We start from the raw sequence: 26063 nt of genomic DNA, 5'->3' as shown, positions 1-26063 counted from the left end.
GCCGGCGTTCGCGACGGTCGACAGGGCGGGCATCCGCTTGCCGCCGACGGCCGCCGGCACCGACACGACGGGCTTCGCCCACCGTCGGAGCGCCCACCACGCGACGCCGGTCAGCACACCGGCCGCGGCGAGCGCGGCGAACCGGTTCCAGCCGGAGGGCGCGTCGGCCGCCTCGAGGTGCCCGCCGAAGGGGTACCCGAAGGCGACGAACTGGATGAGCTGGAGCGCGAGCCACACGCTGATGCCCGCGACGCCGCCGGCGACGCCGACGAGCGCGGTGATCACCGCGAGCTTGACGGCCCAGCGTGCACTCCCGGCGACCGGCGTGGACGTTCGTGTCGCGTTCCCGGTCTGCGGCATGTCCGGAAGCCTAGCGGCCGCCGGAGCGGTCCACTGCCGGCCTGGAGGCGCGTGGCGGGGCCCGCCACGATCCTCCAGGCCGTCCCGTGTCGGGCCGGTGCGTCCCGGGTCAGACGGCCGTCACGCGGAACGGGACCACGCAGTCCGCGGGGAGCAGCGGGACCTCGAGGCCGACGGTGCCGAGGACGCGGCCGGGGAACCGGCGCTCCCCCGACCACCACGACGGCGGGTTCAGCAGGTGGTCCGGGCCGCGGAACACCGGGTCGACGCGGTAGGTGACGCCGGGGTCGAGGTCGCGGAAGCGCATCGGTCCGGTGCCCGACACCTCGGAGCGGCCCGTGCTGACGAGGAAGAACAGTGCGTCCCGACGGTCCGGCGCGACGACCCCGTACACGAGGCGCGTGGGGTCGACCTCGTCGTTCCGGACGAGGTCCCCGCCGTGCAGCAGGCCGCGCCACTCCTGGTGGAGCGCGATCCACTCGGCGAGCGTCGCCTCCTCCTCCGGGGTGGCCTGGGTGAGGTCCCACTCGATACCGAAGTGCCCGATCATCGCCGTGCCCGCGCGGAACGACACGTCGTGGCGGCGTCCGGTGCTGTGGCTCGTGCCGCTCGCGACGTGCGCGCCGAGGAGCTCGGGCGGCAGCAGCTGCTGCGTCCACCGGTGCATCTGTTGCCGCTCGAGCGGGTCGATGTCGTCGGACACCCAGACGCGGTCGGTGTGCTCGAGGACGCCGAGGTCGACGCGTGCCCCACCGGAGGCGCAGGCCTCGATCTCGAGCGCGGGGAAGCGCTCCTTGAGCGTCGCCATGAGCCGGTAGGCAGCCAGGGTCTGCTCGTGCACGGCGGCCCCGCCCCCGCGGTGCCCGGCCTCGACCAGGTCGCGGTTGTGGTCCCACTTGACGTAGTCGATGCCGTACTCGCCGATGATCGCGGTCATCCGTTCGAGGACGTGTGCGAAGGCCTCGGGGATCGCGAGGTTGAGGACCTGCTGGTCGCGGGAGCGCACCGGCAGCCGCCCGTCGGCCTGCATGATCCACTCCGGGTGCGCGCGGGCGAGGTCGCTGTCCTCGTTCACCATCTCGGGCTCGAACCACAGGCCGAACTGCATGCCGAGGGCACGGACGCGGTCGACGATCGGGCCGAGGCCGTCCGGCCAGACGCCCTCGTCGACGTACCAGTCGCCGAGTCCGGCGTGGTCGTCGCGGCGGTGGCGGAACCAGCCGTCGTCGAGCACGTACCGTTCGACGCCGAGGCGCGCGGCCCGCTCGGCGAGCTCGGTCAGCTTGGCGAGGTCGTGGTCGAAGTAGACCGCCTCCCACACGTTGATGGTGACCGGGCGCGGCGACGTCGGGTGCTGCGGCCGGCTGCGGAGCCAGCGGTGGAAGCGGCGCGCCTGGTCGTCGAGGCCGTCGCCGTACGCGGCGTAGACCCACGGCCCCTCGTACGTCTCCCCGGCGCCGAGACGGACCTCGCCCGGCAGCAGGAGCTCCGAGCCACCGGCCACCTGGCGTCCGGTCGACAGGCGCTCGGCGTAGTGCCGGTGGTTGCCGCTCCAGGCCGTGTGCACACCCCAGACCTCGCCCGACGCGAACCCGAACCCGGGGACGCCGACGCTCAGCACGGTCGCGGCGTCCGGACCGGTGCGCCCCTTGCGGCTGTCGCGCTCGTGCGTGCCGACGACGAGCTCCCGGCGCTGCGGGGTGCGCTCCTTGCCCCAACGGCCGGCGAGGTCGAGGACCTCGCGGGCGCGGGACGGGACAGGGAAGGCGACGGTCAGGTCGTCGACGGTGTAGGTCCCCGCGGCGGTGTTCGTGACGGCGGCCCGGGCGCGGACGAGCCCGGACGCGAGCAGCTCGACGGTGACGCGGACGGCGAGTCCGGCGGTGCGGTCCTCGGCGTCGGCCGTGACGGTGCCGCCCGCGCCCGCGTCCGTGCCAGCGCTCGTGCCCGTACCCGCGTCGTCGCGTCCGTCGTCCCCGTGCAGCCGCACGTCCAGGGCCGTCACGGTGAACGCGGGCGACCAGTCCCGGCCGTCACGGTGTCCGGCGAGTCCGGGGCGCCCGCTCCACCCGCGGTGCGGTTCGGGCAGGACCGAGAGCCGGACCGGCACGTCGGGTTCGTTCTGCGCCACCGGCGGTACCGAGGCGGCGGCCAGGGCGACGAGGGAGTCCTCGTCGAGGGCGCCGAGCCCGGCCCCCCAGTGCACGATCGCCGGCAGCGCGGCGTCGCGGCAGTCGAGCACGAGGGACACGCCCCCTGCGGTCAGGTGGACGATCCCCGGCGTCGGGGAGCTGGTGGTCGTGGTCGCTGCGGTCTGGGTCGGCATCGTTGCTCCGGTCGGCGTCGTCGGCAGGACGAGCCTCCCCGCCTGGGAGCGCTCCCGCAACTCGACGCGCGCGCGGGGGTCAGAACCAGCGCTTCACCTTGAACACGACGTACAGGACGGCCGCGAACAGCACCATCGCGACGATCGACAGCGGGTAGCCCCACGTCCACGACAGCTCGGGCATGTGCGTGAAGTTCATGCCGTAGATCGCGGCGATGAGCGTCGGGGCGAACAGGATCGCCGCCCAGCCGGAGATGCGCTTCGTGTCGTCGTTCTGCTTCTGCGCCGCCAGGGTCGAGTCGACCGTCAGCGCGTTCTGCAGCAGGGAGCGGAAGGTGTCCAGGCGCTCGACGGTCCGGATCGCGTGGTCGAGCACGTCCCGGAAGCGCCGCTGCATCTCGACCGGCAGGTGGTACTTGTCGGCGCCGCGGTGCAGGTTCTCGATCATGCCGATGAGCGGACGGGCGGCCCGCTGGAAGTCGACGACCTCGCCGAACAGCTCGTAGATGCGCTTCGAGACCCCGGGGACACCGGAGAACAGCTGGTCCTCGATCTGGTTGATGTCCTCCTCGAGGCCGTCGATCACGGGCGCGTACCCGTCCACGATCGAGTCCATCAGCGCCCAGAGCTGCGCCTGCGGCCCCACCGTGACCAGACCGGGCTTGCCGCTCATCCGCTGCAGCGCGCGCGGGACGGCCTGGGGACCGCGGGGGTCCGCCGGGACGACCGCGAGGAAGAACGACTCCCCCACGAAGGCGTGCACCTCGCCGAACTCCACCTCCTCGCGGCCGTCGTGGTACACGGCGGGCTTCAGCACGGCGAAGAGCGTCGACCCGTACCGCTCGAGCTTCGGGCGCTGGTGGCCCTCGGCGGCGTCCTCCACCGCGAGCTCGTGCAGCCCCAGGGCCACCGCGACGTCCCCGAGCTCCTCGGCGTCCGGGCGGTGCAGCACGATGCACGCGCTCGCACCCTGGTCGCCGATCATCCGGAAGGTCGTCTCGAGCGAGGGGCACACGATCGGGGCGATCCGGTCCACGTAGACGGTGTTGAGCTCGACGGTCACGAGGCAACCGTACGCACCACGCACGGCCGACGTGCCGGACGCGGGGCGTGCCTCCCGGCCGTGGCCCGTCCCCCGCCCGCTGGACGCGCGCTGCGCGCGCGGGGTGACCACGCGCCTACCGTGCAGGTCATCAGCATGCTGACGAAGGGAGTGGTCATGGGCAAGGCCTGGAGGATCGTGGTCGCGGTGAGCGCGGTCGTCGCGGTGATCGGCGCGTTCGTCGGGTCCGGAGCGGTGGTGGGCACCCCGATCCAGGACGCGGCCGGCGGGGCGCTGTCGGCGTCCTCGACCGCCATCGCGCCGGACGGTCCGGCGTTCTCGATCTGGAGCGTCATCTACGTCGGGCTGCTCGCGTACGCGGTGCGGCAGTGCTTCCGGACCGCCGACGACGCGCGGCACGCACGGCTCGCGCTGCCGGCGACGCTGTCCCTGCTGCTCAACGCGGCGTGGATCCTGTCCGTGCAGTTCGGGGCGCTGTGGCTGAGCGAGCCGGTCATCGTCGCGCTGCTCGTCGTGCTCGTGTGGACGTTCGCGGTGCTCCGGCGGACCACGGCGTCGGGCGTCGTCGAGCAGGTGCTGACCGACGGGACGTTCGGGCTGTACCTCGGGTGGGTCTGCGTCGCGACGGCGGCCAACACCGCGGCGGTGCTCGCGGCGGCCGGGTTCGAGGGCTTCGGTCTCGGCCAGGACGTCTGGGGCGTGGTCGTGGCGCTCGTCGCCGGGCTCGTCGGGGTGCTCCTGGCGGTGTGGGGCGGCGGACGACTGGCCCCGACGGTGTCGCTCGCGTGGGGCCTGGCGTGGGTCGCGATCGGGCGGCTCGACGGGCCGCTCGTGTCCGTGCCGACGGCCGTGGCGGCGGTGGTGTCGATCGCGGCGGTCGTGCTCGTCACACTCGTGGTGCGCACCCGCGTCGGGTGGGTCGGGGCGCGCCGCGGCGCGGGCGCCGCGCGGGTGGCGTAGGCCAGGGCGCCGGGGCCGCGCCCCGCCGGACACCTTTCGCGCTCAGCGACAGTTCACGGGCTCGTGAGCCCGTGAACTGTCGCTGAGCGCATGAACCGGCACCGGCCACCGCGCGCGGCGCGACCGCGCAGCGCGGCGGGCGCGGCGCCGGCTACCGCGCGGCCGCCAGCCCGTGCGCGGCGGCCACCGCGTCGTTCACGACGCGGCCCGCGTGCACGTTCAGCCCCTTCGCGAGCGCCGGGTCCGCCGCGGTCGCCCGCTCCCACCCCTGGTCGGCGACGGCGAGGGCGTAGGGCAGCGTCGCGTTCGTCAGCGAGATCGTGCTCGTGCGCGGCACCGCCCCGGGCATGTTCGCCACGCAGTAGTACACGGCGTCGTGCACCCGGAAGGTCGGGTCGTCGTGGGTGGTCGGCCGCGAGCCCTCGAAGCACCCGCCCTGGTCGATGGCGATGTCGACGAGCACCGAACCCTCGCGCATGCCGGCGACCATCGCGTCGGTCACGAGCTTCGGCGCCGAGGCCCCGGGGATGAGCACCGACCCGATCACCAGGTCCGCGCCCCGCAGCGCCTCGGCGATCGCGTGCGACGAGGACCGCAGCGTCGTGATGCGGCCGTCGAACCGGGCGTCGAGCGCACGGAGCCGCGGCAGGCTGATGTCGAACACGGTGACCTCGGCGCCCAGGCCGAGCGCCATCGTCGCCGCGTGCTCTCCCGCGACGCCACCGCCGATCACGACGACCCGGCCCTTCGGCGTCCCGGGGACTCCGCCGAGCAGCAGGCCGCGGCCGCCCGCGGCGCGCATGAGCTGCGCCGCGCCGACCTGCACCGACAGTCGTCCGGCGATCTCGGACATCGGCGAGAGCAGCGGCAGCGACCGGTCCGGCAGCTGCACGGTCTCGTAGGCGATCGCGGTCGCGCCGGACTCGACGAGCGCCGAGGTGAGGGGGCGGTCGGCGGCCAGGTGCAGGTACGTGAAGAGCACCTGTCCGGGGCGGATCGAGGCGTACTCCGACGCCACGGGCTCCTTCACCTTGAGCACGAGCTCGGCCCGGGCCCAGACCTCGGCCGAGGTGTCGACGACCGTGGCCCCGGCGGCGCGGTACTCGTCGTCACCGAAGGACGACCCGGTGCCGGCGCCGGACTGCACGAGGACCTCGTGGCCGTGCAGCGTCAGCTCACCGACCCCCGCCGGCGTCGCCGCGACGCGGTACTCGTTGTTCTTGACCTCTGTGGGGACGCCGATCAGCATCACGGACTCCTTCGTGGGCGGTGCAGGTACGACCACGATGCGCTCTGGTTCGTTTCAGACTCGTTTCCGCCGAACATCTGCGCGACGAGCGGTCGTTCGGTACGACGAGATTCGACGAACCGGTCAGATCGCCTTGCCCGGATTGAGTATCCCGAGCGGATCGAACACCGCCTTCACGCCCCGCTGCAGGTCGAGGACGTCGTCACCGAGCTCGTCACCGAGCCACCGCCGCTTGAGCACCCCGACACCGTGCTCGCCCGTCAGCGTGCCCCCGAGGTCGATCGCGGCGCGGAACAACTCGTCGGCCGCGGCCCAGACGTGCGCGGGCACCTCGTCCCCCGCGAAGACGAAGTTCGGGTGCAGGTTGCCGTCCCCCGCGTGCGCCACCGTCGGGATCGCCACGCCGTGCCGGCGCCCGATCGCCTCGACCCGCTCGAACATCTCCGCGAGCCGGCTCCGCGGCACCGCGACGTCCTCGATCAGCACCCGGCCGCGCGCCTCCATGGCCGGGTGGAAGGACCGTCGGACGGTCAGCAGGCGCTCGCGTTCCACGGCGGACGTCGCGTGGTGCACGGTGCCGCCCTCGGCCTGGAGGCGCGGTGCGGCTCCCAGCGCGGCCTGCGCTGCGTCCGGCCCGTCGAACTCGACGAGCAGGAACGCCCCGTCCGCCGAGCTGCTCCCGAGCGTCTCGGTCAGCACCTGCGGTCCGAGGTGTGCGGCGATGCCCGCGAGGGCGGCCGCGTCGAGCAGCTCCACCGTCGACGGCCGGCTCGCGCCGGTGACGACGGCCGCGGCACCGCGGGCCGCGTCGGCGACGGTCGGGAACACCGCCCCGAGCGTCGCGGGCGCTCCGGCCGGCAGCGGCACGAGCCGGACGGTCGCTCCGACGACCACCCCGAGGGTGCCCTCCGAGCCGACGAACAGCGCCGTCAGGTCGAGGCCGGTGACGCCCTTCACCGTGCGGCGTCCGGTGGAGACGAGCCGGCCGTCCGCCAGGACCACGTCGAGTCCGAGCACAGCCTCGCGCGTCACGCCGTACTTGACGCAGCGCAGGCCGCCGGCGTTCGTCGCGATGTTGCCGCCGACGGTCGAGATCGCCGCGCTGGCCGGGTCCGGGGCGAAGCGCAGCCCGTGCTCGGCGACCTCGGCGTCGAGGGCGCCGTTCAGGACGCCCGGCTCGACGACGGCGTACTCGTCGGCGACCGAGACCTCGAGGATGCGGTCCATCCGGGCGACGCTGAGCACGACGGAGCCCTCGGTGCCGTTCGCCCCGCGGGCCAGCCCGGTGCCGGCGCCCCGTGGGACGACCGGCACCCGCGCCGCGGAGCAGGTCCGGAGGACGGCCTGGACGTCGGCGACCGACCGGGCCTCGACCACGGCGACCGGCCCGCCGGGTGCGGTCCAGCCGGACTTGTCGGTCCGTGCGGCGTCGAGCACTGCCGGGTCGGTGCGGACGACGGCGCCGTCCGGGTCCGCGAGGGCGGAGCGGAGGGCGGTGACGACGGTGTCCATGCGCGCCACGCTACCGAGCCGCACGCCGCCGACCGAGCACGTGCCCGGTATCAGCGGGTGCGGAGCGACTCGCTCGGGAGCTCGCCGAACCGGGCCCGGTAGGTCGCCGAGAACCGTCCGAGGTGCCCGAAGCCCCACGCGCGGGCGATCTCCGCCACGTTCGTGGCGTCCCGGTCCGCGCGGAGCAGGTCCAACCGGGCACCGTCGAGCCGGACGCTCCGGAGCAGGTCGCCCGGCGTCTGGTCCAGGTGGCGCCGGAGCGACTGCTGCAGGCCACGGGGGCTGAGCCCGGCGGCCTCGGCGATCTCGGTCGTCCCGATGGGTTCGCGGGCGTGGGCGTGCACGTACTCGAGCGCGCGTCGCAGCCGGTCGTGCTCGGGCCCCGAGCCGGTGACGGACGATCGCCAGCGGTCCCGTCGCGGGAACGCCTGCACGGCGGCGGCGACGAACGACTCGGCGATGGACCGCTGCACGATCGGCGTCAGGTCGTGCTCGACGTCGAGCCAGGTGCCGGAGTGCGCACGGACGACGGACTGCCAGGCGCGCAGCCCCTCGGCCGTCGGGCGGCGCATCGGCTCGAACGCGAAGTCGTCCTCGCCGACCACCGACCGCACGAAGTCGCGGTCGAGGTGCACGAGGTTCAGCCCGATGTCCCGGTGGTGCAGCGCGTACGCCTCGGCGAAGGGCAGCACGACCGGGACGCCGGGCTCGAGCGCGTGCTCGCGTCCCTGGAACGTGATCGTGCTCGTGCCCGAGCGCATCCACGCGACGAGGAACTCGTCGTCGACCATGCTCTCGGTCTGCAGGTCGACCAGCAGCCGCGAGGACCGGAGCGACATCCGCGCGTCACCGACGCCCGCGAAGTCCCAGTGCTGCTGCGTGTGCGTCCGGCGGACGCGGGGCGCCCGGAAGTCGTAGTCGCCCGTGAAGAAGGCGAGGGCTTCGTCGATGTCGGTCCCGGCGAGGCGCCGGAAGTAGCGGGCGTCACGGCGCCGACCGTCGTCCTGTCGGCTGGCGTCGGAGACGTCCGGCGACGTCGGGACACCCGGAACGGGCGCCGTCGCCGGCTGGGTCGCACGAGAGAACACCATGCACCGGAGCCTAGGGCGCACCACCGACATCGAGTCGGTCAGGAACTGACCTAAGGCTGGAGGATCGCCTGCCCGACACTCTCGTCCAGGATCAGGTCGGTCACGAGCCCCGCGGCGAGGGCGCCCTTGAGCGACGCCGCCTTCCCCCGGCCCGCGACGACGCACACACGGCGGGGCGCCCGCTTGATCGTGTCGAGGTCGGGTCCGCCGGCGCGCGCGTTCACGCCGATGTCCTTCCACGACCCGTCCGCCCGGTAGAAGACCGTCGAGACGTCGCCGACGACCTCGGCCTGCGCGAGCTCGTCGCGGTCGGCCGGGTCGAGGTACCCGCCGGAGTACACGTGCGAGGGCACCGGGGCCTGCGGAGCGCCGACACCGAACACGACGAGGTCCATCCGCTCGTGCAGGTCGAGCACGCGGCGGATGGAGCGCTCGCGGAAGAGCATCTCCTTCGTCGCCGGGTCGTCGAAGAACGCCGGGACGGGGAACTGCTGCACGAACGCGCCGTACGCCTCGCCGAACCGCCGCAGGATCTCGGACGCGTAGACGATGCCGGTCGTCCGGGTGTTCGCCGCACCGTTGATCTGCACGACGGTCGAGCCGTGGGTCGTCTTCGGCACGAGGTACCGGCTCACCGCGCTCACGGTCGAGCCCCACGAGATGCCGACGACCATGTTCGACTCGACGTACTGCGTCAGGATGCGCGCGGCGGACAGGGCGACACGCTCGAGCCGGTCGACGTCGCTCGTGTGGTCCGGCACCGGCACGACGTGGGCGTGCACGCCGAACCGCGCCCGGATGTTCCGGCTGAGCGCTGCCGCCTGGTCGAGCGGCGAGCGGATCTGGATGTCCACGAGCCCGGTGTCCCTGGCGTACTTCAGCAACCGCGAGACCGACGACCGCGAGGTGCCGAGCTCGTCCGCGATGGCGTCCATCGTCAGGTCCTGCAGGTAGTACAGGTGTGCGGCGCGCAGCGCCTGCTGGGTCCGCATCGGCTGCGCAGCATCGCTCATGGGAACCGAGCATGCACGGACGTGCACGGCCTCTGCAACCCCTGTCGTGCCTCCCGTCCGCTCCCCGGCCCCGTGCCGGGCCGCAGCGACAGGTGTGCTGCACGTTCGTGCACGCAGGTTGCCCGACCTCCCACCGAGGCGCACGATCGGAGTCGACCCCACGGAACCGACCCAAGGAAGCGACGCACCATGTCGAAGAAGACGCAGCCCCGGAACACGGTGACCGCGCTCACCGAGCGCCCCAACGCCCAGGTCCTCATCGTCGGTGGCGGCATCAACGGCATCGCCACCTTCCGCGACCTCGCCCTGCAGGGCGTCGACGTCGTGCTCGTCGAGCGCGGCGACTACGCCGGCGGCGCCTCGGCCGCGTCCAGCCACATGATCCACGGCGGCATCCGCTACCTGGAGAACGGCGAGTTCCGCCTGGTGCGCGAGAGCGTGCAGGAGCGCAACGGCCTGATCCGCATCGCGCCGCACTACGTGAAGCCGCTGCAGACGACGATGCCGATCTTCTCGACGTTCTCCGGCATCATGAACGCCCCGCTGCGCATGCTCACGCACAAGCAGCGCTCGACCAAGGAGCGCGGCGCCGCGCTCATCAAGATCGGCATGACGATCTACGACTCCTTCTCGCGCGACGGCGGCTCGGTGCCGAAGCACCGCTTCCTCACGAAGAAGGCCGCGCTGGCCGACATGCCCGCGCTCAACAAGGACCTGAAGTACACGGGCACCTACTACGACGCGTCCGTGCACGAGCCGGAGCGTCTGGCGCTCGACGTGCTCAAGGACGGCCTCGCCGCGGCGAAGGGCTCCGGCAGCGCCGCGACCGCCCGCTCCGTCAACTACGTCGAGGCAGCCGGCACCCGCGACGGCGGTGTCGTGCTCCGCGACCGCGAGACCGGCGAGGAGTTCGTCTTCTCGGCCGAGGTCGTCGTGAACGCCTCCGGCCCCTGGACCGACCTGACGAACCAGGCGTTCGGCGGCGAGACGAAGTTCATGGGCGGCACGAAGGGCTCGCACATCGTCGTCGACAACCCCGAGCTCCTCGAGGCGACGAAGGGCCGCGAGCTGTTCTTCGAGAACAACGACGGCCGCATCGTCCTCATCTACCCGCTGAAGGGCCGGGTGCTCATCGGCACGACGGACATCGACGCCGACCCGTCGCAGCCGGCGGTGTGCACCGAGGAGGAGGTCGACTACTTCTTCGGGCTCGTCAAGCACGTCTTCCCGCAGATCGCGCTCGACCGCGACCACATCGTGTACCGCTACTCCGGCATCCGCCCGCTCCCCCGCCACGAGGACACCGCACCCGGCTTCGTGTCCCGCGACTACCGGATCGTCGACACCCCGATCGCCGGCCTGCCCGGCACGACCGTGCTCTCGCTCGTCGGCGGAAAGTGGACCACGTTCCGTGCCCTCGCCGCGCACCTGTCCTCGGACGTCACGACGAAGCTCGGTGTGGACCGGAAGGTCGACACGACCGGCATGCCGATCGGCGGCGGCAAGGACTTCCCGACGACCGACGCCCAGCGCGCGCTGTGGATCAAGTCGCACCGGGACGGTCTCGACGAGCAGCTCGTCGACGGCCTGCTCGAGCGCTACGGCACCCGTGCGGCCGAGGTCGTGGACGTCCTGACCGACGGCCCGGTCGAGCCGCTCGAGTCCGACCCGTCGCTCACCCGCGCCGAGGTCGCGTACTTCGCCGAGCACGAGCAGGCGGTCCACCTGGTGGACGTGGTGCTCCGTCGCACGAACCTGGCGTTCGTCGGCGGCGTCACGATCGACCTGCTCGACGAGCTGGCCGACGTCCTCGCCGGTGCGCTCGGCTGGACGGCCGAGGAGCGCGCGGACGAGGTCCAGCGCACGCTCGACGTCCTGCGCGAGTCGCACGGCGTGATCGTGCCGCTGCACACGTCGGCGGCGCAGCCCGCGTAGTCGGTCGCGACCACCCCACGGACGGGAGGCACGGTGCCAGCTGGCACCGTGCCTCCCGTCCGTCGTGTGGTCACGTCTGCTGCAGCGCGACGCCGCGCCCGGCGCCGAGACGCCGCCTCGTCCGCGAGACGCCGCCGGATCCGGCGGCGTCTCGCGGCGGCGAGTGCGCCTCGCCGCGCTAGAACCGCTCGCCGGTCGGGTCCTGCGCCGTGCGGTCGACGAGCTCGTCGCCGCCGACCGGCTCACCCTCCCAGTCGACCAGGCGCCACCCGTCGGCGGTCGAGCCCTCGAGCTCGACGATGCCGGTGTTCTCGAGGTTGCGCTTCGTCCCGAACTCGTCCGGGGTGTTCTGCGCGACGGCACTCGCCCACGTCCGGATCGCCGCGCCGTGGCTGACGACCGCGGCGACCGCGACGCCGGCGGCCTCGACCTGCCGGATCGCGCCCTCGTAGCGGGCGAAGAACTCCTCGCCGCTCTCGCCGCCGGGCATCCGGCTGGCCCGGTCCCCCGCCGACCAGCCGTGCACGGTCGAGATGTACAGCTGCACCGAGACCCGGTCGCGCTTGCCCTGGGTGTCGCCGGCCTCGATCTCGCGCAGCCCGTCGAGCACGACCGGCTCGAGCCCGAGCGCGGCGGCGAGGGGCGCAGCCGTCTGCTGGGTGCGGACCAGGGTCGAGACGAAGAGCCGCTCGATCCCGCGGTCGGCGAGGGCGTCCGGCAGCGCCGCGGCCTGCTGCTGCCCGAGGTCCGTCAGCCCCGGACCGGGGACGGCGGCATCGAGCACGCCGTCCACGTTGGCGGGGGTCTGACCGTGACGGATGAGCAGGAGTCGCATGGACCCACCCTAGGGAGGGCCGCCGACGTCAGCCCTGCCGCGCCTTCCACCGCGGGTCCCGCTTGTTGATGACGTACACGCGGCCGCGGCGTCGCACGATCTGCGAGCCGGGGATCTTCTTGAGCGCCTTGAGCGAGTTGCGGACCTTCACGGGTCTCCTTCCTGCACCGACTCCTTGTTGAGAACGGTTGTCATGTAGGCTACCCGACATGCGCCCTGCAGCAACCACCCTCGTCACCGCACTGCACGATGCCGACGCAGTCCGCGTCGCGCGCCGGATCGGCAGCGGCCACCGGATGCACGTCCAGGGCGATGCCCTCGCGGCGGCCAGGGGCATCGCCGCGCGACGCGACCAGCTCGACCGCGTGTGCGGACCGGACGCCGACCACGACCTCGTCGTCACGCTCGCGCCGGAGGTGGACGTCCGCGCGGTCGGGATGCTCCTCGCGAACGCCGCCCGTTCGGAGACCGGCGACGACCGGGTCCTGCGCCACGTGGTCGCCGTGCTCCGGGCGGACGACGTCGCCCACCTGCTCTGGTCGGACGTGGACGACGCCTTCGTGGCCGCTGAGCGCGTGGTGGCCCTCGTCGAGTACGCGACCGTGGTCGCGCTCGACCGACTCGAGCCACTCTCCGGCCGTCGTCGTCGGGCGCTCGTGGCGTTGCTCCACCGCATGGCTCCGCAGGCGGCGATCGTCGCGGCACCCGCCGTCAGGGGGCCGCTCGACCTGCCGGCGTCGAACGGCGGCGCCGCCCGCCTGCTGGCCTCCGGCGCCGGCTGGATGCGCGCACTGTCGAGTGACGCCGGCCGGACGGACTCCGGGCGGGGGCCACAGGACGACCTGGTTACGATGCGCTACCGGGAGCCGCTGCCGTTCCACCCCGGGCGACTCGCCGGCGTGATCGCGGACGACCTCGCGGCGGGGGCGAACGGCCGGGTCCTGCGCTCGAAGGGGTTCTTCCGACTGGCGTCCCGGCCGGACCACGTCGGCTCGTGGTCGAGCTTCGGCGCGATGCTCGCTCTGGACCCGACCGCGAACCCGTCGTGGGACGAGGACGCGCCGGTCGGGCAGGCGATCTGGTTCGTCGGCGAGCGCCTCGACGTGCACGCGATCGAACGCGCGCTGGACGGCGCACTCCTCACATCGGAGGAGCTGCTCGCCGGGCCGGACGTCTGGCGTCGGTGGCCGGACCCGTTCCCGGTGTGGCCGGCGCTCGACCCCTCGCACGGACACCGGCACGACTGACCGGTGTGCGACGTCGCACGCGTCGATCGACGCGTGCGTCGTCGCAGACCGCGCGCCGTGCTCCGGACGACCGGCGCCCCGGGACGACCGGCGCTGCACGCCCTCAGCGCCGGGCGGTCTCCGCGATCCCGTCGTGCGCCGCGAAGGGCAGGTCGCCCAGGTCGAGGTTCGGGTTCGTGTCCTGCGTGAGCACGAGCTCGCGCGCCTCGGCCTCGGACTCCACCGCGGGCATCGACCCCGGGAGCGGCCGCTGCGAGGACTCGCGCATGCAGAACACACCGATCGCCCCGACGATGCTCATCGCCACGAGGAAGTACGCCGGCGCGAGCTGATCCCCCGTCGCGGTCAGGAGCGCCTGCACGATGAGCGGCGTCGTTCCACCGAACACCGCGATGGCGATGTTGTAGGCGAAGCCCATGCCCCCGTACCGGGTCGACGTCGGGAAGAGCGCCGGCAACGAGGCCGCCTGGTTCGACACCCACAGCGCGGTCATCAGCGCCAGCAGCCCGAGTCCGGCGAGGGTCGACCACTGCGCTCCGTGCCCGATGAGCAGGAAGGCCGGGACGGCGAGCACGACCGTGGTGCCGGCACCGATCCACATCACCGTGCGACGACCGATCCGGTCGGAGACGCGACCGGCGACCGGCAGCATCACCGCGAGCAGCACGAGCACGGGGATGGTGAGGAGCGTCCCGTCGATCGCCGAGTACCCCAGCGAGTCGGTCAGGTACGTCGGCATGTACGAGGTCAGCGCGTAGCCGACCGTGTTCGAGGCGCCGACGAGCATGATCGCGATGACGATCGGGCGCCAGTGGTCCCGCACCATGACGAGCACGTTGGCGGGCCGACCGCCCTCGGCGGCCTCGCGGTCCGAGGCGGCGGCCTCCTGCGCCGCCTGGGTCGCCTGGAAGACCGGCGACTCCTCGATGCGCAGGCGGAACCAGATCGCGACGACGCCGATCACGCCGGCGAGCAGGAACGGGAGGCGCCAGCCCCACGCGGTCATCGTCTCGTCGCCGAGCGACACCTGCAGCACGGTCACCACGGTGGCGCCGAGCGCGAAGCCCATGTAGCTGCCGAAGTCGAGGATGCTCGCGAAGAAGCCGCGCCGACGGTCAGGGGCGTACTCGGTCACGAACGTGGTCGCGCCGGCGTACTCGCCACCGGTCGAGAAGCCCTGCGCGAGCTTCAGCACGACGAGCACGACCGGAGCGACCGCGCCGATGGTCGACCATGCCGGCAGCACTCCGATCAGGAACGTCGACGACGCCATCAGGATCAGCGTCGTGGCGAGCACCTTCTGCCGTCCCAGCCGGTCCCCCAGCCGACCGAACACGATGCCGCCCAGGGGTCGCGCGACGTAGGTCGCCGCGAACACCCCGAGGCTGAACAGGATCTGCACCGACGGCTCGGCCGTGGGCAGGAACACCTTGCCCATCGTGACCGCCAGGTAGCCGTACACCCCGACGTCGTACCACTCCATCGTGTTGCCGACGACCATCCCGCTGACGGCCCGGCGCATCATGCTCTTGTCGACCACCGTGACGTCGCTGACCCGCAGACGTCGGGGCGGTCGGGTGGTGGTACTGCTGGGGTCGGAACCCATACGCGATCTCCTCGTGGTGGGGACGGGCCGATCGGTACCGGCCCGGAACAGCCAGCAACGGTACCGAGCGACCGACATGTCACTGGCCGGAGATTCACAGGTACCGGCGTGTCACCCGGACGGGGGTCACGCCCGATCCGCACGACGGTGCCGATCGGCCCGGAGGTCACGACGCGGTAACGTCTGCCCCGTGGCGATCGAACCGGACACGAAGAACTGGACCTGGGTGATCGGGACCGCGTGCCCCGACTGCGGCTTCGACGGGGCGACCCTGGCGTTCCGCGACGTCCCGTCGGTCATCGCCGAGAACGCTGCCGCGTGGCCGGAGCAGCTGGCCCGTCCGGACGTCCGGCAGCGCCCCGACGACCGCACGTGGTCGCCACTGGAGTACGGCGCGCACGTCCGCGACGTCCACCGGAAGATGACGGAACGGCTCCGGCTCGTGCTCGCCGAGGACGACCCGACCTTCCCGAACTGGGACCAGGACGCCACCGCCGCCCAGGACCGCTACGGCGAGCAGGACCCGGCGGTCGTCGCCCGGGAGCTCACCGATGCGGCCCGTGACGCGGCGGCCGCGTTCGCCGCCGTCCCCGACGGCGCCGTCGGACGGACGGGGCGGCGCTCGGACGGCAGCGCCTTCACGGTCACGACCCTCGCGACCTACTACGCGCACGACCCGGTGCACCACCTGTGGGACGTGCGCCGGACCGCCCACCGCACGGGGTGACGGACGGGAGGCGCGGTGCCGGCCCGCACCGCGCCTCCCGTCCGCCCCTGGTCGCCTCGCGACTCAGGCGAGTGCGTCGAGCAGGGCGCGCGCGGTCACGGCGTCGGTCACCAGCTCGTTGATCATGCCGGCACGGACGGCGCCGATGATGCTCGGCACCTTCGCCGACCCGACGGCGACGCCGACCGCGTGCGGGACGCCCGCGAGCACCTCGCGCGACGTCCGGACCATGCGCTCGCTGCCGGGGAACTCGATCGGCGACCCGTCGGCGGCGAAGAAGTTGAGACAGACGTCACCGGCGGCCTGGTCGAACACGGCGTCCTCGACCGGGATCCCCCGCGCCAGCGCATCGCGTGTGGGGGTCGGTGCGCCGACGCCCAGGATCGCACCCTTCGCCCGCCCCCACAGGCCGACGACGTGCTGGAAGGCGGGGTCCTCGTCGAGCGATGCCCGCATGGCGGCCGACGGCAGGGCCTGCGCGAACAGGAACGCCGGGATCGCGCCGGAGTGCTCGGCGGCCGTCCGGGTGATCTCGTTCGTCTGGAACCACGGCATCGGGTCCGCCTGCCCGCCGACGGTGGGGACGAGCTGCACGCCCGCGAGCTGCGGCATCCCGGTCTGCGCGACGTCGTAGACCGTCCGACCGGACGACACCAGGACCGCGTCGCCCGGGGTGAGCCCCATCCCCTCGACAGCGGTCGCGATCGGGGCGGCCAGGTCGGCGCCGAGCGTCGCCTGGTGCGTCACGGCCGCCAGGTGCACGGCGCGCAGCCCGAGCACGACCTGCAGCCGTTCGGCGAGCGCGACGGTCTCGTCCTGGAAGGGGTCCACGACGTCGATCCGGACGAGGCCGGCGCGGCGCGCCTCGGCGACCAGTCGGCTGACCGTGGGGCGCGAGACCCCGAGGCGCGAGGCGATCTCGACCTGGGTGGCGTCCTCGAGGTAGTACATCCGGGCCGCCTGGTAGACGGTGTCCAGCGGGAAACGGGCCCGCGACCCCTCGGCGCCGGTGGTGCTCTCGGAGGACATGCTGCGGCACCCTTCGGATCGGTCGGACACTCGGATCGTAGTCCGACCGAGGGTCACCGGATCGTGAACCCGCCGTCCACGCGGAGGTCGGCGCCGTTCACCATCGCGGCACCGTCGCTCGCCAGGAACAGCACCGCGGCGGCGATCTCGGCGGGGGTCGCGAAGCGGCCAGTCGGGATCTCGTCCTGGTGCCGGATGCCCGCCGCGTTCGCCCAGGCCGCACGACCCAGGTCGGTGAGCACGACCGTCGGCGAGACCGTGTTGACCGTGACCCCGCGCCCGCCCCACTCGAGCGCGAGCACCCGGGTCAGACCGAGGACGCCGGCCTTCGACGCGCAGTACGCGGCGTGCCGGTCGAGGCCGACGTGGGCCGCCTGCGACGCGATGTTCACGATGCGCCCGGTGCCGGCGGCGAGCATGTGCCGCCCGACTGCCTGCGCGAGCCGGAAGGTGCCCGTCAGGTTGACGTCGAGGGTGCGCGCCCACGCCCCGGCGTCGAGGTCCTCGGCGGCGTCGAGCGCGACGATGCCCGCGCAGTTCACGAGCACGTCCATCGAGCCCACGGCGTCGACGACCTGCTGGACCGCGGCCGCGACGGAGCCGTCGTCGGTGACGTCGCACGCGAGGCCGAGGTGCTCCCCGGCCGTGACGGCGGGCAGCTCGGCGGCGGCCGCCGCCGAGGGGTCCGCACGGACGTCGACGATGGCGACGCGGGCACCGCGGGAGGCGAAGGCGTGCGCGATGGCGTTCCCGATGCCGGACGCGCCGCCCGTCACGACCGCGGTCCGGCCGGTCAGGTCGTTCGTCAGGTCGACGGTCCCGGGACCGGGTCGCAGTGCCGCGGCAAAGGCGGTGGCGGTGGCGGTGGCGGTGTCGGTGCCGGTGGCGCTGTCGACGGCGTCGGTCATGGTCGCTCCCTTGCGATGGATCGGTGTGGTGTGGGAACCATAGCAGAAATTGTGTTCTGGACATCTGTTCCGACGGGTGTACAGTCGTCGCCGAACCATCGGAACGGGCGCCCCGCCCGGCTGACCAACGGAGGACCAGCACATGTCGACGACGACGACGACCGAGACCCCGGCGCAGGGTGAGGCGCACCTCGAGATCCCGACCACGATGCGCGCCGTCGTGGTGCACGGGCCCGGTGACTACCGACTCGAGGAACGTCCGGTGCCGCAGCCCGGCCCGGGCGAACTGCTGCTCCGCACCGACGCCGTCGGCATCTGCGCGAGCGACCTGAAGTGCTACCACGGCGCCGCGAAGTTCTGGGGCGACGAGAACCGGCCGGCGTGGGCGGAGGCCGACCGGATCCCCGGCCACGAGTTCGTCGGGACGATCGTCGCCGGTGACGACGCCGCACTCGCGAAGCGCGGTGTGACGCTCGGCGACCGGATCGCGTGCGAGCAGATCGTCCCGTGCTGGGAGTGCCGGTACTGCCTCGAGGGTGCCTACTGGATGTGCGCCGTCCACGACATGTTCGGGTTCAAGGGCTTCGACGGTGCGATGGCCGAGTACGTGCTCGTCCCGGCGAAGGCCCTGACCCATCCGGTCGACCGCGCGCTGCCGGGCCAGGTCGCCGCCTTCGCCGAGCCGCTCTCCTGCGCCTTCCACGCCGTCGAGCGCGGCGAGATCAGGTTCGGCGACACCGTGGTGATCGCCGGCGCCGGCCCGATCGGCCTGTCCGCCATCGCCGGTGCCCGCCAGAAGAACCCGCTGCGGATCATCGCGCTCGACGTCGTCGACGACAAGCTCGCGCTCGCCCGCAAGGTCGGTGCCGACCTGACGATCAACATCGCGCAGGAGGACGCCGTCGCCCGGGTCAAGGAACTCACCGACGGCTACGGCGCCGACGTCTACATCGAGGCGACCGGTCACCCCTCCGCGGTGCCCCAGGGCCTGAACCTGCTCCGCAAGCTCGGCACGTTCGTCGAGTACTCGGTCTTCAAGGACGCCGTCTCGGTCGACTGGTCGATCATCTCCGACGACAAGGAGCTCGACGTCCGGGGCGCCCACCTCGGCCCGCACACCTGGCCGGCGGCGATCAAGCTGCTCGAGTCGGGCACGCTGCCGATGGACGAGATCTGCACGCACCAGTTCCCGCTCGAGGACTTCCAGCAGGCCCTCGACCTGGTGGGCGACTCCGCCGGCGCGTCGGTGAAGGTGTCGATCATCCCGTCGCTCTCGGCGCCCACCACGTCCGCCCCGACCGTGTCCGCCGCGCGGGCCTGAGCGCCGAGGAGTCCCGCGATGTCGACGACGACCGCGCGCACCACCACCGCGCCCACGACCGCCGCCGCCCGCCCCGAGGGTCGACTCGACCGGATGGGCATCCCCCGTCCGCTCGCCCTCGGCTTCGTCGCCGTGCTCGTCTTCATGACGGGCAACGGCGTCGAGTCGAACTTCATCACGCCGCACATGGTCGCGGTCCTCGGTAGCCCCGAGGCCACCGTCGCCACGATCGTGACGTTCTACAGCCTCGCCGCCCTCATCGGCAGCTACGTCTCCGGCGCCCTCTCCGACCTGATCGGGCCGCGCCGGGTGATGATCCTCGGGTTCGCCGTCTGGGTGGTCTTCGAGGCGCTGTTCCTGCTGGCGCTGAACGTCGAGAGCGTGCCCTTCGCCGCCGTCGCCTACGCCCTGCGCGGCTTCGGCTACCCGCTCTTCGCGTTCGCCTTCCTGGTCTGGGTGAACATCACCACGCCGGTCGAGCGCAACGGCGCAGCGGTGGGGTGGTTCTACGTCGCCTTCACCGGTGGCCTGCCGACGCTCGGCTCCCTGTTCGCCATCGGGGCCATCCAGGTGTTCGGTGGCGGGACGATCGGTGAGACGGGCGCGATGATCGCCTCGATCGGCCTCGTGGTCGCCGGGTTCCTCATCATGCTGTTCGGCGTCCGCCTGCCGAACGGCTTCTCGCGGATCGCGCCGGCCGCGGAGAGCGCCTGGCGGGTCCTGACGAGCGGCATCCGCCTCACCGCGACGCGACCGAAGATCCTGATGGGCTTCCTCGTCCGCCTCATCAACACCGCACCCGAGTTCGGCATGTTCGTCGTGCTGCCCGCCGTGATCGCGAACGACCGCGGCTGGGGCCAGAGCCGCTGGCTGCTCATGACCGTCTGCGTCTACGCGACGAACATCCTGGTGAACGCCCTGTTCGGCTGGGTCGGCGACCGCATCGGCTGGCAGCGCACCGTCAAGTGGTTCGGCATCGTCGGCTCCGCGACCGGGCTCGTGGCCTGGTGGTACGTGCCGCAGCTGGTGCCCGCCGGGTCGGACTGGGGCTACGTGCTCTCGGTCGTGGCCGGCTGCGTGTTCGGGTGCCTGCTCGCGGGCTTCGTCCCGATGGGCGCGATCATGCCGGCGCTCGCTCCGGAGCACAAGGGTGCCGCGATGGCGATGTACACCACGGCCGCCGGCGGCGCGGCGTTCCTCGGCACCGGCGTCGTCGCAGCGGTCTTCGCGCTGGGCGGCGGCGGCCAGGCGGTCACCTGGACGTTCGTCGGCCTCTACGCCTGCGCGTTCGTGATGATCCACTTCCTCGACGTGCCGCAGGGGCGCCCGCACCGCGGCACCCACTGAGGCACGTCGACCCGACCCCGGGCGGCGGTGGCCGTCCCACCGCCGCCCGGTCCCCCCGATGCGCACACCCCCTCACCGGCACGCGACCCCTCCGACCCGACCGACGCACCCGGTCGTCCGACCCGATCCTGACCCCATCCACCGGACCCCGGTCCACCGCACGACAGGAACGACCCCCATGACCACCATCCACGACGACCCCGAGGACTTCGCCGAGGACCAGCTCGCCGGCTGGCTCGCCCTGTACGCCGACCGCGTCCGCGGCGTGCACGGCGGCGTCGTCGCACTCCCGACGGAGGGCGCCGAGCGCCAGGTCGCCGTCGTCGTCGGCGGCGGCTCCGGGCACTACCCTGCGTTCTGCGGCGTCGTCGGTCCGGGCTTCGCCACCGGTGCCGTCGTCGGCAACGTCTTCACCTCGCCCTCGGCGGCGCAGGTCTACTCGGTCGCCAAGGCCGCCGACCAGGGCCGCGGCGTCGTGCTGTCCTTCGGCAACTACGCCGGTGACACCATGAACTTCGGGCTCGCAGCCGAGCGGCTCCGCGCCGAGGGCATCGACACCCGGATCGTCGTCGTGACCGACGACGTGGCGAGCGCGGACGAGGTCACGAAGCGTCGCGGCATCGCCGGCGACTTCTCGGTGTTCAAGGCGATGGGTGCCGCCGCGGCCGCCGGCGCGGAGCTGGACGAGGTCGAGCGCGTCGGCACCGCCGCGAACGCCGCCACCCGCACGATCGGCGTCGCATTCTCCGGCTGCACCATGCCCGGCGCCACCGAGCCGCTCTTCTCGGTCCCCGACCGCCACCTCGGGCTCGGGCTCGGCATCCACGGCGAACCCGGCATCCAGGACGTCCCGGTGCTGCCGGCGCGGGACCTCGCCGCGCTGCTCGTCGAGCGTCTGCTGGCCGAACGACCCGAGGGCGCCGGACCGCGGGTGGCGCCGATCCTCAACGGCCTGGGCGACACGAAGTACGAGGAGCTCTTCCTGCTGTGGGGCCGGGTGCTGCCCCTCCTCGAGGACGCGGGGCTCGAGGTCGTCGAGCCCGAGGTCGGCGAACTGGTCACGAGCCTCGACATGGGCGGCTGCTCGCTGACGCTGCAGTTCCTCGACGACGAGCTCGAACGGTACTGGCGCGCCGATGCCTACACGCCTGCGTACCGCAAGGTCGCCGCCCCGGTCGCCGCGCTCGTGCCGGCCGCGGCCGTCACCGAGGCCGCTGCCGAGGCGACGGTCGTGCCGGAGGCGACCGGTGCCTCCCGGCGGGCCGCCGAGACCGCACGCGTCGCCGTCGAGGCGATGGACGTCCTGCTCCGCGAGCAGGAGGAGACGCTGGGCCGCATCGACGCGGTCGCCGGTGACGGCGACCACGGTCGCGGCATGGTCAAGGGCATCGGTGCGGCCCGTCGCGCCGTCGAGCAGACCGACCGGGAGGCCGGGGTCGCCTTCGTCCTCGGCCGTGCCGGTGAGGCGTGGGCCGCGTCGGCCGGCGGCACATCCGGTGTGCTGTGGGGTGCGGCACTCGAGGCGTTCGGCCGCGCGCTCGGCGACGACGCCGAGCACGTGGACGCGGCCGACGTCGTCGCGGCCGCCCAGGCCTTCGCGGACTCGATCGTCCACCTCGGTGGCGCGTCCCGCGGTGACAAGACCCTGCTCGACGCCCTGATGCCGTTCGTCGACGAGCTGCGGTCCCGGGTCGACGAGGGTGCCGACACGGCGGAGGCGTGGCAGGCGGCGGCCGGGGTCGCGGTCGAGCAGGCGGCGGCCACGGCGGACCTGCGGCCGAGGGTCGGGCGTGCCCGGCCGCTGGCCGAGAAGAGCGTGGGGACGCCCGACGCGGGCGCCACCTCGATGGGGATGGTCCTCACGCGGATCGGCGAGGTGCTCGCGGTCCGCGCACGACGCGAAGGAGTGGACGCATGACGTACCGGTTGGTGGTGGGCTCCGACGACGCGGGCTTCGACTACAAGGAGGTCATCAAGCGTGACCTCGAGGCGGACGACCGCGTGGCGAGCGTCGTCGACGTCGGGGTCGACGCCGAGGGCCACACGGCGTACCCGCACGTGGCGGTGGACGCGGCGCGGATGGTGGCGGACGGTCAGGCCGACCGCGCGATCCTGGTCTGCGGCACCGGGCTCGGGGTGGCGATCAGCGCGAACAAGGTCCCCGGCATCCGAGCCGTCACCGCGCACGACTCGTTCAGCGTCGAGCGCTCCGTGCTGTCGAACAACGCGCAGGTGCTCTGCATGGGGCAGCGCGTGATCGGGCTCGAGCTCGCACGGCGACTGGCGAAGGAGTGGCTCGGGTACGAGTTCGACTCGACGAGCGCGAGCGCCGAGAAGGTCGCGGCGATCTGCGGCTACGACGGCTCGGTGCCGGTCGGTACCGACGTCGGGAGGGCATGAGGGCGCTGGGTCCGCGGATCCCCAGCGCGCTGTCGGGTGCGCGACGTACGGTGCTCGCGCACCCGACGCTCCACGGCGACGCCGCTCGTGCACCCACCGCACCACCGAAGGGGACCCGATGAAGAAGTCAGCCTGGCTGCCCGCCGCGATCGCCCCGGTCGTCGTGGCCGGAGCGATCGCCGCGCCCGTCATCGCGAACGCCGCCGCCGACCCGGTCGCCGGCACGGACCCGAGCGCGGCGGACGTGCTCGCGAGCATCGCGGCGTCCCGGGACGCGCAGTACTCGGGCACGCTCTCGCAGACGAGCGACCTCGGCCTGCCGGAACTCCCCTCGGGCAGCGGTGGGTCCTCGCTCGAGGGTGGTGCGTCCGACGTCCTCGGGCTGCTCACCGCATCACACACCGCGCGCCTGTACGTCGGTGGCGAGGACGAACAGCGCTTCCAGCTGACGCAGCAGCTCGCCGAGCAGGACGTCGTCCGGAACGGGTCCGACGTGTGGACGTGGGACTCGGAGGAGCGCAAGGCCGTGCACCTCACGCTCCCCGCCGGTTCCGATGCCCCCACGGCCGGCGCGACCACGCCGGCGCAGGCCGCCGAGCGTGCGGTCGCGGCGATCACACCGAGCACCCGGGTCTCCGAGCCGACGACGGTCCGCGTCGCCGGTCACGACGCGTGGCAGGTCATCCTGACGCCGAGGTCCGACGACACGCTGGTCGGCAGCGTCCGGCTGGCGGTGGACCAGCAGACCGGGCTCCCGCTCCGCGTCACGGTGACGGCGGCCAGGCAGGACGACCCGGCGTTCCAGGTCGGCTTCACGAGTCTCGACTACGGCGCACCCGACGCCCGACTGTTCGACTTCACGCCGCCGGCCGGCGCGGACGTCATGACGAAGGACCTCTCCGACGCGGGTCAGCACCGACCGAGCCAGCACGGGCAGTCACAGGGTGCCCGTGTCCGGCCGACGGTGACCGGGTCCGGCTGGGACAGCATCGTCGAGCTGCCGACCGGGGACTCCGCCCGGACGACCCGGGACCCTGACGCATCGGCACTCCTCGACCAGCTGACGAAGCCGGTCGACGGCGGCCGGGCGCTGCAGACATCGCTCGTCTCGGTGTACCTGACGGACGACGGCCGGGTGCTCGCCGGCGCCGTGCCGGTGTCCGCGCTGGTCGCCGCCGCGAAGTGACGGCAGCACCGCAGCCGGGCGAGACAGCGCGGCAGCCGGGCGAGACAGCGCGGCAGCCGGGCGAGACAGCGCGGCAGCCGGGCGAGACAGCGCGGCAGCCGGACGACGCGTCGTCCGAGCTCGCGGTCCGCACCGAGGGGCTCGTCAAGGTCTTCCGGAAGCAGCGGGCCGTCGACGGCATCGACCTGGCCGTACCGCGCGGGTCGGTCTTCGGGTTCCTCGGCCCGAACGGCTCGGGCAAGACCACCACGATCCGCATGCTCCTCGGACTGTCCTCGGCGACGAGCGGCACGATCGAGGTGCTCGGCCGACCGGTCCCGGGCGCTCTGCAGGAGGTCCTGCCCCGTGTCGGCGCGCTCGTCGAGGGCCCGGCCGCGTACCCGTACCTGTCCGGACGCGCGAACCTGCAGCGTTTCGACGTCGCCGACCCGAGCTCCGACCCGCGCACCCGTCGGGACCGCGTCGCGGTCGCCCTCGAACGCGTGGGGCTCACCCACGCCGCGGACAAGAAGGCACACGCCTACTCGCTCGGCATGAAGCAGCGCCTGGGGCTGGCGAACGCCCTGCTCGCGCCGCGCGACCTGCTCGTGCTCGACGAGCCGACGAACGGTCTCGACCCCCAGGGCACGCGCGAGGTCCGGAACCTCATCCGCTCGCTCGCCGACGACGGCACCACGGTGTTCGTGTCGAGCCACCTACTCGCCGAGATCGAGCAGGTCTGCACGCACGCCGCCGTGATGCGGAGCGGACGCCTCGTGGCGCAGGGGTCCCTCGACGACCTGCGCGCCACCGGTGGCCGGACCGTCACCGTACGGACCCCGGACGTCGGCGAGGCCTCCGCGGTCCTCGTCCGGATCGGGCTCTCCCCCCGGCGCGACGCCGGTTCGGACGCCCTCGTCGCGGACCTGCCCGCCGACCTCGAGCCGGAGACCATCACGGCGGCGCTCGTCCGTGCCGACGTCCGCGTCCGTGGCATCGCGCTCGGCGGTGGCACCCTCGAGGACCTGTTCGTCGCGCTCACCGGGGAGGGCTTCGATGTCGCAGCTTGACACCGCGCACCGGCCCAGGCGACCGTTCGCCCTGCTCGGCTCCGAACTCGCCCTGCTGTTCCGTCGACGTCGGACGTGGGCGATGCTCGGCGCGCTCGCTTTCGTGCCGGTGCTCATCGCGATCGCCGTCCGGCTGACCACGGACCCGAGCGACCGCGGCCCCGCGTTCCTCGGCGACATCACGAACAACGGGCTCTTCGTCGCCTTCACGGCGCTGACGGTGTCGATCCCGCTGTTCCTGCCGCTCACCGTCGGGGTGGTGTCCGGGGACACCGTCGCCGGCGAGGCGAACCACGGCACGATCCGCTACCTGCTCGTCGCACCGACCGGCCGGCTCCGGTTCATCGTCGTGAAGTACGTCGGGGCGGTCGCGTTCAGCCTGGCGGCGACGCTCCTCGTGGTGCTCGTCGGCGCGGCGATCGGCGCACTGCTGTTCCCGATCGGCCCGGTCACGCTGCTGTCCGGGACCCAGGTCGACGGCTGGTCGTACGCCGGCCGGGCCGTGCTCCTCGCGCTCTACGTGACCCTGTCGATGCTCGGCCTGTCGATGCTCGGCCTGTTCGCGTCGACGCTCACGACCGTCCCGGTCGGGGCGATGGCGGCGACGGTCGTGCTCGCCGGGGTGTCGCAGGTGCTCGACCAGCTCCCCCAGCTCGACTGGCTGCACCCGTTCCTGTTCTCACACCTGTGGCTCGGGTTCGGAGACCTGCTCCGCGACCCGATCTCGTTCGACTCGTTCGGGCAGAACGCTCTGCTGCAGCTCGGGTACGTCGCGGTGTTCGGCGCGCTGGCGTACGGCCGGTTCGCGACGAAGGACGTCCTGAGCTAGCGACGGTCGAACGACGAGACGGTCCGATCCCGCGGGGCCGGACCGACTCGTCGTCGTGGACGAACCTCGC

Annotated in this window: 22 protein-coding genes and 1 pseudogene; 11 read left to right on the top strand and 12 right to left on the bottom strand. The window is 73.0% G+C overall.

Translation table 11 applies throughout. The annotated features are described in order from the left end of the window. The 3 genes and pseudogenes from HUN59_RS19350 to HUN59_RS06090 all read right to left on the bottom strand — a co-directional run. Nucleotides 1–360 (bottom strand): annotated as a pseudogene (locus HUN59_RS19350) (chloride channel protein); the annotation flags it as partial. Between the two features lie 109 nt (nt 361–469). Beyond that, the gene (locus tag HUN59_RS06095) at nt 470–2686 is read right to left on the bottom strand and encodes an alpha-galactosidase (protein WP_174777856.1); all 2217 of its coding nucleotides are present in this window, start codon (nt 2684–2686) and stop codon (nt 470–472) included. 79 nt (nt 2687–2765) lie between these two features. After that, nucleotides 2766–3749, bottom strand: a complete 984-nt coding sequence (locus HUN59_RS06090) for a magnesium and cobalt transport protein CorA (RefSeq protein WP_058742680.1) — start codon at nt 3747–3749, stop codon at nt 2766–2768. A gap of 135 nt (nt 3750–3884) precedes the next feature. Here HUN59_RS06090 and HUN59_RS06085 point away from each other — a divergent pair, with 135 nt between their 5' ends. After that, the gene (locus tag HUN59_RS06085) at nt 3885–4709 is read left to right on the top strand and encodes a tryptophan-rich sensory protein (RefSeq protein WP_254630008.1); all 825 of its coding nucleotides are present in this window, start codon (nt 3885–3887) and stop codon (nt 4707–4709) included. Nucleotides 4710–4860: 151 nt separating this feature from the next. Here the strand turns inward: HUN59_RS06085 and ald are convergent, their stop codons facing one another. The 4 genes from ald to HUN59_RS06065 all read right to left on the bottom strand — a co-directional run bounded on the left by ald (nt 4861) and on the right by HUN59_RS06065 (nt 9574). Further along, nucleotides 4861–5958, bottom strand: a complete 1098-nt coding sequence (gene ald / locus HUN59_RS06080; protein WP_174777855.1) for an alanine dehydrogenase — start codon at nt 5956–5958, stop codon at nt 4861–4863. Nucleotides 5959–6081: 123 nt separating this feature from the next. After that, nucleotides 6082–7470 (bottom strand): FAD-binding oxidoreductase, encoded by a 1389-nt coding sequence (locus HUN59_RS06075; protein WP_174777854.1) that lies wholly within the window; start codon nt 7468–7470, stop codon nt 6082–6084. 50 nt (nt 7471–7520) lie between these two features. Then, nucleotides 7521–8561, bottom strand: a complete 1041-nt coding sequence (locus tag HUN59_RS06070) for a helix-turn-helix transcriptional regulator (RefSeq protein WP_174777853.1) — start codon at nt 8559–8561, stop codon at nt 7521–7523. A gap of 50 nt (nt 8562–8611) precedes the next feature. Then, the gene (locus HUN59_RS06065) at nt 8612–9574 is read right to left on the bottom strand and encodes a sugar-binding transcriptional regulator (RefSeq protein ID WP_058743281.1); all 963 of its coding nucleotides are present in this window, start codon (nt 9572–9574) and stop codon (nt 8612–8614) included. 189 nt (nt 9575–9763) lie between these two features. Here HUN59_RS06065 and HUN59_RS06060 point away from each other — a divergent pair, with 189 nt between their 5' ends. Then, a complete protein-coding gene (locus HUN59_RS06060) occupies nt 9764–11509 on the top strand; it encodes a glycerol-3-phosphate dehydrogenase/oxidase (RefSeq protein ID WP_058743282.1) in 1746 nt (581 codons plus the stop codon). 178 nt (nt 11510–11687) lie between these two features. On the opposite strand, the gene HUN59_RS06055 is transcribed toward HUN59_RS06060, so the two are convergent. After that, nucleotides 11688–12344 carry a histidine phosphatase family protein gene (locus HUN59_RS06055; RefSeq protein ID WP_174777852.1) on the bottom strand — a complete coding sequence of 219 codons (657 nt, stop codon included), beginning with the start codon at nt 12342–12344 and terminating at the stop codon, nt 11688–11690. Nucleotides 12345–12372: 28 nt separating this feature from the next. Further along, nucleotides 12373–12495: a type B 50S ribosomal protein L36 gene (gene ykgO, locus HUN59_RS06050; RefSeq protein ID WP_058743312.1), complete on the bottom strand. Its 123-nt coding sequence runs from the start codon at nt 12493–12495 to the stop codon at nt 12373–12375. 58 nt (nt 12496–12553) lie between these two features. On the opposite strand from ykgO, the gene HUN59_RS06045 reads away from it, so the two are divergent. Further along, nucleotides 12554–13591, top strand: coding sequence for a GTP-binding protein (locus tag HUN59_RS06045; protein ID WP_174777851.1), 1038 nt, complete (start codon nt 12554–12556; stop codon nt 13589–13591). Nucleotides 13592–13694: 103 nt separating this feature from the next. Here HUN59_RS06045 and HUN59_RS06040 read toward each other — a convergent pair whose 3' ends face one another. Continuing rightward, entirely contained in the window at nt 13695–15197 is a 1503-nt protein-coding gene (locus tag HUN59_RS06040; protein WP_114849802.1) for an MFS transporter, read from the bottom strand. 190 nt (nt 15198–15387) lie between these two features. Between HUN59_RS06040 and HUN59_RS06035 the strand changes: the two genes are divergently transcribed. Then, nucleotides 15388–15924 carry a DinB family protein gene (locus tag HUN59_RS06035; RefSeq protein WP_058743315.1) on the top strand — a complete coding sequence of 179 codons (537 nt, stop codon included), beginning with the start codon at nt 15388–15390 and terminating at the stop codon, nt 15922–15924. A gap of 63 nt (nt 15925–15987) precedes the next feature. On the opposite strand, the gene HUN59_RS06030 is transcribed toward HUN59_RS06035, so the two are convergent. Both HUN59_RS06030 and HUN59_RS06025 read right to left on the bottom strand, forming a co-directional pair. Beyond that, the gene (locus HUN59_RS06030; RefSeq protein ID WP_058743316.1) at nt 15988–16953 is read right to left on the bottom strand and encodes a sugar-binding transcriptional regulator; all 966 of its coding nucleotides are present in this window, start codon (nt 16951–16953) and stop codon (nt 15988–15990) included. A 53-nt stretch (nt 16954–17006) separates the two neighbouring features. Then, nucleotides 17007–17861 (bottom strand): GolD/DthD family dehydrogenase, encoded by an 855-nt coding sequence (locus HUN59_RS06025; RefSeq protein WP_174777850.1) that lies wholly within the window; start codon nt 17859–17861, stop codon nt 17007–17009. Between the two features lie 142 nt (nt 17862–18003). On the opposite strand from HUN59_RS06025, the gene HUN59_RS06020 reads away from it, so the two are divergent. The 7 genes from HUN59_RS06020 (at nt 18004) to HUN59_RS05990 (ending at nt 25993) form a co-directional block, all read left to right on the top strand. Next, nucleotides 18004–19182 (top strand): zinc-binding dehydrogenase, encoded by a 1179-nt coding sequence (locus HUN59_RS06020; protein ID WP_174777138.1) that lies wholly within the window; start codon nt 18004–18006, stop codon nt 19180–19182. Nucleotides 19183–19200: 18 nt separating this feature from the next. Then, nucleotides 19201–20529 (top strand): MFS transporter, encoded by a 1329-nt coding sequence (locus HUN59_RS06015; RefSeq protein ID WP_217483592.1) that lies wholly within the window; start codon nt 19201–19203, stop codon nt 20527–20529. Between the two features lie 178 nt (nt 20530–20707). Then, on the top strand, nt 20708–22447 hold the full coding sequence (locus tag HUN59_RS06010) for a dihydroxyacetone kinase family protein (RefSeq protein WP_058743378.1): 1740 nt from the start codon (nt 20708–20710) through the stop codon (nt 22445–22447). Further along, a complete protein-coding gene (locus tag HUN59_RS06005) occupies nt 22444–22929 on the top strand; it encodes a ribose-5-phosphate isomerase (protein ID WP_174777849.1) in 486 nt (161 codons plus the stop codon). Before HUN59_RS06010 ends, HUN59_RS06005 begins: the two co-directional genes overlap by 4 nt. A gap of 118 nt (nt 22930–23047) precedes the next feature. Continuing rightward, nucleotides 23048–24115, top strand: coding sequence for a LolA family protein (locus HUN59_RS06000; protein ID WP_174777848.1), 1068 nt, complete (start codon nt 23048–23050; stop codon nt 24113–24115). Continuing rightward, nucleotides 24112–25164: an ABC transporter ATP-binding protein gene (locus HUN59_RS05995; protein ID WP_174777847.1), complete on the top strand. Its 1053-nt coding sequence runs from the start codon at nt 24112–24114 to the stop codon at nt 25162–25164. Before HUN59_RS06000 ends, HUN59_RS05995 begins: the two co-directional genes overlap by 4 nt. Next, nucleotides 25151–25993, top strand: coding sequence for an ABC transporter permease (locus HUN59_RS05990; protein WP_174777846.1), 843 nt, complete (start codon nt 25151–25153; stop codon nt 25991–25993). The genes HUN59_RS05995 and HUN59_RS05990 overlap by 14 nt, the downstream gene beginning before the upstream one ends. Nucleotides 25994–26063: the final 70 nt, after the last annotated feature.

It is taken from the genome of Curtobacterium sp. Csp2 (assembly GCF_013347165.1).
This window is presented reverse-complemented; position numbering and strand designations above follow the sequence as displayed.

What these genes read in the sequence shown, in the direction of transcription:
- HUN59_RS06025 (WP_174777850.1), bottom strand. Translation starts at nt 17,861, where the DNA reads ATGACCGACGCCGTCGACAGCGCCACCGGCACCGACACCGCCACCGCC.
- HUN59_RS06040 (WP_114849802.1), bottom strand. Translation starts at nt 15,197, where the DNA reads ATGGGTTCCGACCCCAGCAGTACCACCACCCGACCGCCCCGACGTCTG.
- HUN59_RS06075 (WP_174777854.1), bottom strand. Translation starts at nt 7,470, where the DNA reads ATGGACACCGTCGTCACCGCCCTCCGCTCCGCCCTCGCGGACCCGGAC.
- HUN59_RS06000 (WP_174777848.1), top strand. Translation starts at nt 23,048, where the DNA reads ATGAAGAAGTCAGCCTGGCTGCCCGCCGCGATCGCCCCGGTCGTCGTG.
- HUN59_RS05990 (WP_174777846.1), top strand. Translation starts at nt 25,151, where the DNA reads ATGTCGCAGCTTGACACCGCGCACCGGCCCAGGCGACCGTTCGCCCTG.
- HUN59_RS06005 (WP_174777849.1), top strand. Translation starts at nt 22,444, where the DNA reads ATGACGTACCGGTTGGTGGTGGGCTCCGACGACGCGGGCTTCGACTAC.
- HUN59_RS06060 (WP_058743282.1), top strand. Translation starts at nt 9,764, where the DNA reads ATGTCGAAGAAGACGCAGCCCCGGAACACGGTGACCGCGCTCACCGAG.
- HUN59_RS06070 (WP_174777853.1), bottom strand. Translation starts at nt 8,561, where the DNA reads ATGGTGTTCTCTCGTGCGACCCAGCCGGCGACGGCGCCCGTTCCGGGT.
- HUN59_RS06055 (WP_174777852.1), bottom strand. Translation starts at nt 12,344, where the DNA reads ATGCGACTCCTGCTCATCCGTCACGGTCAGACCCCCGCCAACGTGGAC.
- HUN59_RS06045 (WP_174777851.1), top strand. Translation starts at nt 12,554, where the DNA reads ATGCGCCCTGCAGCAACCACCCTCGTCACCGCACTGCACGATGCCGAC.
- HUN59_RS06065 (WP_058743281.1), bottom strand. Translation starts at nt 9,574, where the DNA reads ATGAGCGATGCTGCGCAGCCGATGCGGACCCAGCAGGCGCTGCGCGCC.
- HUN59_RS06020 (WP_174777138.1), top strand. Translation starts at nt 18,004, where the DNA reads ATGTCGACGACGACGACGACCGAGACCCCGGCGCAGGGTGAGGCGCAC.
- HUN59_RS06015 (WP_217483592.1), top strand. Translation starts at nt 19,201, where the DNA reads ATGTCGACGACGACCGCGCGCACCACCACCGCGCCCACGACCGCCGCC.
- HUN59_RS06085 (WP_254630008.1), top strand. Translation starts at nt 3,885, where the DNA reads ATGCTGACGAAGGGAGTGGTCATGGGCAAGGCCTGGAGGATCGTGGTC.
- HUN59_RS06095 (WP_174777856.1), bottom strand. Translation starts at nt 2,686, where the DNA reads ATGCCGACCCAGACCGCAGCGACCACGACCACCAGCTCCCCGACGCCG.
- HUN59_RS06030 (WP_058743316.1), bottom strand. Translation starts at nt 16,953, where the DNA reads ATGTCCTCCGAGAGCACCACCGGCGCCGAGGGGTCGCGGGCCCGTTTC.
- HUN59_RS06010 (WP_058743378.1), top strand. Translation starts at nt 20,708, where the DNA reads ATGACCACCATCCACGACGACCCCGAGGACTTCGCCGAGGACCAGCTC.
- ald (WP_174777855.1), bottom strand. Translation starts at nt 5,958, where the DNA reads ATGCTGATCGGCGTCCCCACAGAGGTCAAGAACAACGAGTACCGCGTC.